The sequence below is a fragment of the Streptomyces milbemycinicus genome, from assembly GCF_002154605.1.
In the GTDB taxonomy this organism is placed as follows: domain Bacteria; phylum Actinomycetota; class Actinomycetes; order Streptomycetales; family Streptomycetaceae; genus Streptomyces; species Streptomyces milbemycinicus.
On record NZ_MUNE01000391.1, the window covers coordinates 1 to 9,758 of the forward strand.

The window sequence follows — 9,758 nt, forward strand, 5'->3', positions numbered from 1 at the left end:
CATCCACGAGATCGGCGGGCGTACGGCGCGGCCCGCCGCGTCGCGCAGCCACAGCCCGTCGCCCTGCCCGGTGAGCGCGAGCGCGACCGGGGCCGCCAGGCCGCCCGCGGCCAGGGCGGCGGTCACCTCGCGGACCACCTCGGCGACCGTGCGCAGCACGTCCTCCAGGTCCTGTTCGACCCGCCCGCCGATCTCGTGGATGGACGGCCGGGCGAACGACACCGTGACCCGCTGGGGCGAGGACGGCACCATCCGCGAGCTCTACCGGCTCACCGGCTCCGGGGTGTTCCCCGGCTGCCACGCACCGCTGCTGCGCTGGCTGGCCGACCACGAGCCGGAGGCGCTGGCGCGCGCGGAGGTCGCGGGCTACTGCGTGGACGCGGTGGCGCAGCGGCTCACCGGCGTCATCGGCGTGGACGCCTCGGACGCGTCGATGCCCTTCCTGGACGTGACGACGCGCGAGTATGTCCCCAAAGCCCTGGAAGCGTGTGGAATCGCCGAACACGCCCGGCTGTTGCCGCCGCCCGCCGCGCCCGACACCGTACGGCGGCTGGACGAGACGGGCGCGAAGCTGCTCGGCCTGCCGGCCGGACTGCCCGTCACGGCGGGCCCGTACGACCTTCCGGCCTGTGCGATCGGCAGTGGGGTCGAGGAGGTGGGCGACGGTCTGCTGATCGTCGGCACCACACTGGCCAGCCAAGTCCTCACCGACAGCGCGCGGATCGACCCGGCCGCCGACCCGGCGGGCATGTGGCTGTGCGTGCCCGACCGGGACCGCTGGCTGCGCGGTATGCCCGCCATGGTGGGCACGGCGGCCCTGGAGTGGGTCCTGGAGTTCGCCGGGGCCACCACCGCCGACCTGGACGCGCTGCTCGCCGCGAGCCCGCCAGGGGCGCGCGGGGTGACCGCGCTGCCCTTCCTGTCCGACGCGGGCGAGCGCGCCCCGTTCGTGGAGCCCGCCGCGCGGGGCCGGTTGGACGGGCTGACCCTCGCCACGACACGCGCGGACGCCGTACGGGCCGTCTGCGAGGCCGTGGCGTACGCGGCCCGCCACTGTCTGGAGGCCGCGGGGCTGACCGCGAGCCTGGCGGCGTGCGGGGGCGGCACCCGGTCCGCCGCCTGGACCCAGCTGTTCGCGGACGTCCTCGGGCGGCCGGTGCGCATCCCCGACGAGCCCGAGGTGGGGGCGCGCGGCGCGGTCGCGGTCGCCTGGCGGGCGCTCGGCGACCCGGTGGACGCGTCACAATGGCGAGCCGATTCGCGTACTGTCGTACCGGACGCGGACCGCGCCGAGGCATACGAGCGCGGCTACGCGGACTACCGGGCCAGGCTGGCCCGTACCCTCGCGGAGTGGCGGGCAACGGCGCCCGCTTAGAGTTCGACCCGGAGTTCGACCCGGCGCCACGCCGGACCCTCGCCAGGACCGCCTCAGGGCCGCCCCAGGGCCCGTATCAGGCCTGCCTCAGGCCCGCGTAAGGCCTGCCTCGGGCCCGTGTCCGGCTTGTGCCAAGTGCGTGCCAAGACCGCGCCAAGTCCGGCACCGAATAGCACATTCGTACGAAACACTCCACCTCGCGACACAACATGTGGGGGCGCGTGCGCTCGCCACCACAAGATGTATGCTCATGCTCGCTGTCGCCGCAGGGGAATCCGGTGGGAATCCGGAACTGTCCCGCAATGGTGTACGCGTACGCTTTTGCGTACCCGCAAGTCCAAGGACCTGCCGACAGCCGTCTCATACGTCCGGGCCTCGCGGGTTGGGCCGGTGGACGCTGCGTGGCGTGCCGTCCCAACCCGTGGGGCCCGGCATGCCCGTACGCGCCCATCGCCCACCGCCCCGTGAGGCCCCTAGCCGAGCGAGGGAGAGCACTTCAGTGACCATCGCGCCAGCCGATCCGGTTTCAGAGGCAGCGGCTATTCAGGGAGCGGCCGACGCGCCCGGGACCGCCCTGCTGCGGACCCTGACGAAGCTCACCGCCGACCTGCCCGCCACCGACCCCGGCAAGGTCGCGGCCGCCGCCCTGCGCGGCCGCCATCCCGGTTCGGACGCGGCGGAGTTGCGCACTCTCGCGACCGAAGCGGCGGCCGGGCTGATCGCCGAGGAGCCGGAGTACTCGAAGCTCGCCGCGCGGCTGCTGACCCTCGCCATCGCCGAGGAGGCGGCCGGGCAGGGCGCGGTCTCCTTCTCCTCCTCGGTGGCCGTGGGGCACCGCGAGGGCCTGATCGCTGACGGCACGGCCGAGTTCGTGACCTCCCACGCCGCCCGCCTGGACGCGCTGGTCGACAAGGCGCTGGCCGACGGCGCCGACGACCGCTTCGGCTACTTCGGGCTGCGCACGCTGCACAGCCGCTATCTGCTCCGCCACCCGATCACCCGCCAGGTGATCGAGACCCCGCAGCACTTCCTGCTGCGGGTGGCCTGCGGACTGGCCGAGGACCACTCGCAGCGGGCGCTGGACGACGTCGCCGAGCTGTACCGGCTCACCAGCACGCTGTCCTACCTGCCCAGCTCCCCCACCCTGTTCAACTCCGGCACCCGGCACCCGCAGATGTCGTCCTGCTATCTGCTGGACTCGCCGCTGGACGAACTGGACTCGATCTACAACCGCTACCACCAGGTCGCACGGCTCTCCAAGCACGCGGGCGGCATCGGCCTGTCGTACTCGCGCATCCGCGCCCGCGGTTCGCTGATCCGCGGCACCAACGGGCACTCCAACGGCATCGTGCCGTTCCTGCGCACGCTCGACGCCTCCGTCGCCGCCGTCAACCAGGGCGGCCGGCGCAAGGGCGCGGCCTGTGTGTACCTGGAGACCTGGCACGCGGACATCGAGGAGTTCCTGGAACTGCGGGACAACACGGGCGAAGAGGCCCGCCGCACCCACAACCTCAACATCGCGCACTGGATCCCGGACGAGTTCATGCGCCGGGTCGAGGCCGACGCCGACTGGTCGCTGTTCTCGCCGGTCGACGCGCCCGCGCTGGTCGACCTGTGGGGCGAGGAGTTCGACGCCGCGTACACGAAGGCCGAGGCGGAGGGGCTGGCCGTCAAGACCGTCCCGGCGCGCCAGCTGTACGCCCGGATGATGCGCACCCTCGCGCAGACCGGCAACGGCTGGATGACCTTCAAGGACGCCGCCAACCGCACCGCCAACCAGACCGCCGAGCCCGGCCGGGTCGTGCACTCCTCCAACCTGTGCACCGAGATCCTGGAGGTCACGGACGACGGCGAGACGGCCGTGTGCAACCTGGGGTCGGTCAACCTGGCCGCGCATCTGGGCGAGGACGGTCAGATGGACTGGGCGCGGCTGGACGCGACCGTCCGTACCGCCGTCACCTTCCTCGACCGTGTGGTGGACATCAACTTCTACCCCACCCAGGAGGCCGGGGCGTCCAACTCCCGCTGGCGGCCGGTGGGTCTGGGCCTGATGGGCCTCCAGGACGTCTTCTTCCGGCTGCGGCTGCCCTTCGACTCGCCCGAGGCGCAGCAGCTGTCCACGCAGATCTCCGAGCGCATCATGCTCGCGGCGTACGAGGCGTCCTGCGCGCTCGCCGAGCGCCACGGCCCGCACCCGGCCTGGTCCGCCACCCGCACCGCGCGCGGTGTGCTGCACCCGGACCACTACACGGACGCGGTGGCGACCTGGCCCGAGCGGTGGGCGGCGCTGCGCGAGCGGATGGCCAAGTCCGGCATGCGGAACTCGCTCCTTCTGGCCATCGCCCCGACCGCGACGATCGCCTCGATCGCGGGCGTGTACGAGTGCATCGAGCCGCAGGTCTCCAACCTCTTCAAGCGCGAAACGCTCAGCGGTGAGTTCCTTCAGGTCAACTCCTACCTGGTGAACGACCTGAAGAAGCTCGGCGTATGGGACGCCCAGAGCCGCGAGGCGCTGCGTGAGTCCAACGGCTCGGTCCAGGACTTCTCCTGGGTGCCGAAGGAGGTGCGGGAGCTGTACCGGACCGCGTGGGAGGTCCCGCAGCGCGCCCTGATCGACATGGCCGCCGCCCGCACCCCGTACCTCGACCAGAGCCAGTCGCTGAACCTCTTCATGGCCTCGCCGACGATCGGCAAGCTCAGCTCGATGTACGCGTACGCCTGGAAGCGCGGCATCAAGACTACGTACTACCTGCGCTCGCGCCCGGCGACCCGGATCGCTCAGTCGGCGCGCGCCGCCGCCCCCGCCACCGTGCCCATCCCCACTCAGCAGGCGCCCGTCGACCCCGAGGTCATCGCCTGCTCCCTGGAAAACCCCGAGTCCTGCGAGGCCTGCCAGTGACCACCGCCCCCGAACGCCACAAGAACCTCCTGGACCCCGGGTTCGAGCTCACCCTGCGGCCGATGCGGTACCCGGACTTCTACGACCGCTACCGCGACGCGATCAAGAACACCTGGACCGTGGAGGAGGTCGACCTCCACTCGGACGTCGCCGACCTCGCCAAGCTCTCCCCCGGCGAGCAGCACCTGATCGGCCGCCTGGTCGCCTTCTTCGCGACCGGCGACTCGATCGTCGCGAACAACCTGGTGCTCACCCTCTACAAGCACATCAACTCGCCCGAGGCGCGGCTGTATCTGTCCCGGCAGCTCTTCGAGGAGGCCGTGCACGTCCAGTTCTATCTGACGCTGCTGGACACCTACCTCCCCGACCCGGACGACCGGGCCGCCGCGTTCGCCGCGGTGGAGAACATCCCGTCCATCCGGGAGAAGGCGGAATTCTGCTTCCGCTGGATCGACTCGGTCGACAAGATCGACCGGCTGGAGACCAAGGACGAGCGCCGCCGCTTCCTCCTCAACCTGATCTGCTTCGCGGCGTGCATCGAGGGCCTGTTCTTCTACGGCGCCTTCGCCTACGTCTACTGGTTCCGCTCCCGCGGCCTGCTGCACGGCCTGGCGACGGGCACCAACTGGGTGTTCCGCGACGAGACCATGCATATGAACTTCGCGTTCCAGGTGGTGGACACGGTCCGCGAGGAGGAGCCCGAGCTCTTCGACGACGAACTCCAGCAGCAGGTCACCGACATGCTGCGGGAGGCCGTCGAGGCCGAGCTGCAGTTCGCCCGCGACCTGTGCGGCGAGGGGCTGCCGGGCATGAACACCGAGTCGATGCGCCAGTACCTGGAGTGCGTCGCCGACCAGCGGCTCGCCCGCCTGGGCTTCGCCCCGGTCTACGGCTCGGAGAACCCGTTCTCCTTTATGGAGCTGCAGAACGTCCAGGAGCTGACCAACTTCTTCGAGCGCCGCGCCTCCGCGTACCAGGTGGCGGTCGAGGGCTCGGTCTCCTTCGACGACGACTTCTGAGCCGTTTCTGATTCAAACCCGATGTGCGCGCGGCGCCCCTGGGAATGTCCCGGGGGCGCCGCGCCACATGTCGGCCCCTGACCGGACGTGGCCACTCACCCGGGTGAACTGGGAAGATCAGGCGAACCGGGAAGCTCGCGCAGCCTACGCAGCGGTGAGAAGAACACCGGCAGGACGGCGAGGAGTTCGCCCAGGACGCCGACCCACATGGCCTGCCGGACGCCGATGCTCTGCCCGAGCACACTCCCGATGAGCGCGCCGACCGGCATCGAACCCCACACCACGAAACGGTTTGTGGCCATCACCACCGGGATGCCGACGTCACCATTGTTTTAGTCTGGGCGAAATCCTCGGGGCCTCGGGGCATCGGGGACTGGCGGATCGGCGGATCGGCGGAGGTGGTCGGGCATGGGCACGGTGCGGTTCGGCGTGCACGACGTGGTCAACATCAGGTTCGCGATATCACCGCTGGGCGAGGCCGTCGCCGCCTTCCGCGCCGCCCTCGACCCCGGGCGGCACGCCGTCCACCTGCCCTGGCTGCGGCCGGCCGTGGCCCTGCTCGAGGACCGCGGCCTCGCCCGCCGCACGGCGCCGCTGGCCGACTTGGCCCGCCGCGGAGCCCTACCGGACGCGCTGACGCCCCCTCCACGCTGCCCGCTGTCCGAGTTCGAGGAGGAGCTCGCCAAAGCACCGGTCGACGCGGAGCTCGCCGAGGCCGTACGCGCCTGGTGGCGGGCGGCCGTCGCACCGCACTGGCCGCGCATGCGAGCCCTCCAGGAGGCGGACATCGCACACCGGACGCGTCAACTCGCCGAGGACGGCATCCAGGAGGTGTTCGCCCACCTCCACCCGACTCTGAGCTGGGAGGGTGACCGCTTGGTCGCACCCCACCTCCGGCAGTCCGGAAGGGACTTCGACGGCATCGAGCTCGGCGGCACCGGAGTCACACTGGCGCCCACCGTGTTCGGGGCCGAGTGCCGTCTGCTGGCCGGAGACGGGGCGGCGCCGCCCGCCCTCGTCTACCCCGCGCGGGCGCTCGGCACTCTGTGGGAGCGGCGCGACCCCGCCGGTGACGGTCTCGCCCGGCTGATGGGCCGCAGCCGTGCCCGCCTCCTCGCACACACCAGCTCGCCCAGCACGACGACCCAGCTGGCCGCCCGAACCGGGCTGAGCCCGGGCGCGGTCTCCCAGCACCTCGCCGTCCTGCGCGACGCCGGACTGGTGACGAGCCACCGCTACCGGCGCGAAGTGCACTACACGGCGAGCGACCTCGGGACGGCGCTGCTGCACAGCCCCTGAGCGTACTCAGGAGGTGGCAGGCGTCAGTCGTTGGGCACCGTCTCGTAGCGCGGCGTGCCCTCCGCCATCTGCCGCAGCGCGTCCTTACGGTCGCGCTTGGAGAGGCGGTCGATGTAGAGCCGGCCGTAGAGGTGGTCGGTCTCGTGCTGCAGGCAGCGGGCGAAATAGCCGGTGCCCTGGACCGCGATCGGCTTGCCCTCGGCGTCCTGGCCGCGCACCACCGCGTAGTCGGGGCGGGCCAGCGAGGCGTACGCGGTGGGCACCGACAGACAGCCCTCATTGGAGTCGTCCAGGACGCGTCGGTCGGCCGGCAGCTCGTCCAGCACCGGGTTGCAGACCACGCCGACGTGCCGGACGCCGTCGTCGTCCGGGCAGTCGTAGACGAAGACCTTCAGGGCGACGCCGATCTGGTTGGCGGCCAGGCCCACGCCCTCGGCCGCCTTCTGGCTGGCGAACATGTCGTCGATCAGCGCGGCGAGCTTGTCGTCGAACTCCGTGACGTCCCGGCACTCCTTGTGCAGCACCGGATTGCCGACGACCGTGATCGGACGGGCCGTACCGCGCTCGCGGTACGCGCGCTCGCGCTCCTCACAGTCCTCCGTGTCCACGATGAACTCGTCGTCCACCCGCTGCTCAGTCCCTTGCTGCGCCATCGTCCGCCGCACGCCTTCCTCAAAACCAGACTCGTCGCCCTACAGGGTAACGGCCGCACCGCAGGCCGTAAGGCCCGCGCGGGATGGGCGGGTATATCAGCAGACCTCTTCCAGGTCCCGCCACTCGCGGGTGTCCGGGCTGTCCGCGACCCAGCCGTCCAGCAGCCCGCGCACCAGCCCGCTCGGCGCGGCGATCCCGCACTCCCGCTCCGCCACCCACAGCGAACCCGAGCCCGCCATACGGTGCCCCAGCGGGCCGGGCTGACCGGGCTCGCTGTGGTCATGCGGGTCCAGGTGCTCGCCCTCGCCCTCGTCGCTGGGCATCCGGCTCTCCGAACAGGAGCGGCACAGCAGCCGCACCGAGGACGACCAGTCCTCGGCGGCGAAGCCCGCGTCCGCCGCCAGCCGCTCCAGCGCGTCCCGGTCGGCCTCCGTCGCTGCCTCCAGCAGCACCACCCAGGTCGGCACCGGGGAGGGCGCCCACAGCTCGATCTCGTCGAAAACCGGGTAGGCAGGGCCGGCGGAGGTGACGCGCTCGCCGTGCGGAACGCCGTCGTGCAGCACCACCTCGCCCCAGCGGCGCCCGGAGGACGGCAGCGGGATGGACAGCACCTCGATCCGGGCCGGGTCCAGCCGGCGGCCCCAGACGACCTCCGACTCGCCCTCCGGCGACAGCCGTACCGCCGCGCTGCCCAGCTCCATGCCCAGCGGCTCACCGGACGCGGACGCCTCGCCGGGCACCTTCAGGCCGTACGCCTGCCAGGCGCGGCGCGCCAGCGGCCAGTCCTGCAGGGCGGTCGCGGCAATCCCCACGTTCCACCAGTCAGGGGCGCCGGTCTCGCGGTCCAGCAGCGCGACCGCGCGCAGCCCGGCCGCGCGCGCCTGCTCCCAGTCGTGCCGGAACTTGTGCAGCAGCGCCAGGTTGAACCAGGACTCCGACAGCCACGGCTCCAGGTCGGCGGCGCGGGTCAGCAACGCGCCCGCGTCCTCGTACCGGCCGTCTCCGATGAGCGTGAACGCGCGGTCCGTGGCCTGCCGCCATGACGCGGACGGCCGGTGCCGCACCTTGCCGAAGATCTTCACCATTCCCGCCTGCCGGTATCGAAGTAGCACCGAACCAGATGTCCTCGCGGACGGCGTAGCCCTCCCTCGACGACAACCTGCCACACATTCGCGGACATCTCAGCCCGGCCCCTCACGGTTCGGCCTGGGGACGATGCCCACCACACCTCCTTGCCGCCGGCCATAGGCCCGACACCCCCTCTCTTCGCATCCAACCATGCCCCTCGGGGCAGCCGCTCATTACCCGCGAGTTCTCACTTCGGGTGACCACGGACCTCGTCGTGCACCAGGTCATGCGCCGGATCGTGCTCCGGGTCGTACTCGGGGTCGTACTCGGGGTGGTGCTCCGGATCACGCTCCGGGTCGTGCTCCGGCCGTGACACGACCGTGGCCAGGGCCTCCACCACCACCGGGTCGAAGTCACGGCCCGTGCCCCGCCGCAACCGCTCCAGAGCCCCGGGCCCGACCGCGCCCCGGCCCTTCTGAGGGTTTCCCAGTGAGGTGCCCGGGGAACCTCCCACCAATTCGGTGTAGGCGTTTACCGCCCGCACGATACGGGCCGGAAGCGGCTGCTCCCGATAAGGGTCCGCCTGCCGCTCCACGATCTCCGCGACCTCGTCCGGCACCCCGGTCTGCCGTACGACAGCGCCCCCCAGCAGCGCTATCCGCCGCTGCTCGGCCTCCGGCAGCGGCTCGGTGGCCCCGGCCGGCACCGGGTCGAGCAGCGACAACTGCCCGACGTCGTGCATCAGCGCCGCGTACTCCAGCACGGTCAGCGACGGAGCGGACAGCCGCAGCTCATGGCCGACGGCGCGGCTCAGGCCGGCGACCCGGCGGGCGTGGCCCGCGGGGGTGTAGCCCGCTATCTCCGTCGTCCTCGCCAGCGAGGCGACGGTCTGGCGGCAGGTGGCCCGTATCCCGGCACAGCGGCGGAAGGAGTACTGGACGAGCAGCAGCGGCACACAGAGCACCGGCAGCATCCACAGCCCGGCCACGGCGACCGCCGGGGCCATCACCGCCGCCGTCGCGCAGATCACGGCCCCCACGCCAGGCAGCGCGCGCAGCTCATCGCGCAGCAGGGGCGCGTAGGAGCGGCCCGTACGCGTCCGGGCCGGCGCCGCGGCCAGCGCGGCATCACCGAGCGCGGCCAGCACCAGGACGAGCAGCAAGGCCGCGACGAGGCACGGACCATGACCGGGCCGGCCGAACCAGGAGGGCAACCGGCCGGTGTAGTGAAGCGGTTGGCAGCAGATCGCGACGAAGGCGACGGTGAGCACCCGGCGCGCGGCGCGGTCGAGGTCGAGGTCGGCCGGGTGTCCGAGGGCCATGCGCATCACCAGGGCGAGGAGGGATGCTGCCCCGACGACGGCGACGGCCTGGAGGACGCCGTACGTGGTCGGCGCACCGTCCAGCGGTCCCAGCGCGGCATAGCCGAGGGCCGCCGCGGCGGC

The 9,758-nt window shown here is 72.0% G+C and carries 7 protein-coding genes, 1 pseudogene and 1 riboswitch; of the genes and pseudogenes, 4 read left to right on the forward strand and 4 right to left on the reverse strand.

Features of this window, described 5'->3' with window-relative positions; genetic code table 11:
• Nucleotides 1-82 precede the first annotated feature (82 nt).
• The 3 genes and pseudogenes from CCN51_RS29845 to CCN51_RS29855 all read left to right on the forward strand — a co-directional run.
• Nucleotides 83-1,375: pseudogene (locus CCN51_RS29845) on the forward strand (FGGY-family carbohydrate kinase); the annotation flags it as partial.
• Between the two features lie 244 nt (nucleotides 1,376-1,619).
• A riboswitch (cobalamin riboswitch) is annotated at nucleotides 1,620-1,742 on the forward strand.
• 132 nt (nucleotides 1,743-1,874) lie between these two features.
• Complete coding sequence (locus tag CCN51_RS29850) at nucleotides 1,875-4,274, forward strand: ribonucleoside-diphosphate reductase subunit alpha (protein ID WP_014176595.1); 2,400 nt, start codon at nucleotides 1,875-1,877, stop codon at nucleotides 4,272-4,274.
• Nucleotides 4,275-4,336: 62 nt separating this feature from the next.
• On the forward strand, nucleotides 4,337-5,293 hold the full coding sequence (locus CCN51_RS29855) for a ribonucleotide-diphosphate reductase subunit beta (protein ID WP_238545642.1): 957 nt from the start codon (nucleotides 4,337-4,339) through the stop codon (nucleotides 5,291-5,293).
• A 95-nt stretch (nucleotides 5,294-5,388) separates the two neighbouring features.
• On the opposite strand, the gene CCN51_RS29860 is transcribed toward CCN51_RS29855, so the two are convergent.
• Nucleotides 5,389-5,595 (reverse strand): hypothetical protein, encoded by a 207-nt coding sequence (locus CCN51_RS29860; RefSeq protein ID WP_014176597.1) that lies wholly within the window; start codon nucleotides 5,593-5,595, stop codon nucleotides 5,389-5,391.
• Nucleotides 5,596-5,701: 106 nt separating this feature from the next.
• On the opposite strand from CCN51_RS29860, the gene CCN51_RS29865 reads away from it, so the two are divergent.
• Nucleotides 5,702-6,592, forward strand: a complete 891-nt coding sequence (locus CCN51_RS29865; RefSeq protein WP_014176598.1) for an ArsR/SmtB family transcription factor — start codon at nucleotides 5,702-5,704, stop codon at nucleotides 6,590-6,592.
• 23 nt (nucleotides 6,593-6,615) lie between these two features.
• On the opposite strand, the gene def is transcribed toward CCN51_RS29865, so the two are convergent.
• The 3 genes from def to CCN51_RS55165 form a co-directional block, all read right to left on the reverse strand.
• Nucleotides 6,616-7,245 carry a peptide deformylase gene (gene def / locus CCN51_RS29870; protein WP_014176599.1) on the reverse strand — a complete coding sequence of 210 codons (630 nt, stop codon included), beginning with the start codon at nucleotides 7,243-7,245 and terminating at the stop codon, nucleotides 6,616-6,618.
• A 96-nt stretch (nucleotides 7,246-7,341) separates the two neighbouring features.
• A complete protein-coding gene (locus CCN51_RS29875; RefSeq protein WP_043486837.1) occupies nucleotides 7,342-8,328 on the reverse strand; it encodes a tetratricopeptide repeat protein in 987 nt (328 codons plus the stop codon).
• A 233-nt stretch (nucleotides 8,329-8,561) separates the two neighbouring features.
• On the reverse strand, nucleotides 8,562-9,758 hold a 1,197-nt coding region (locus CCN51_RS55165), incomplete at its 5' end, for an HD-GYP domain-containing protein (protein WP_086860283.1).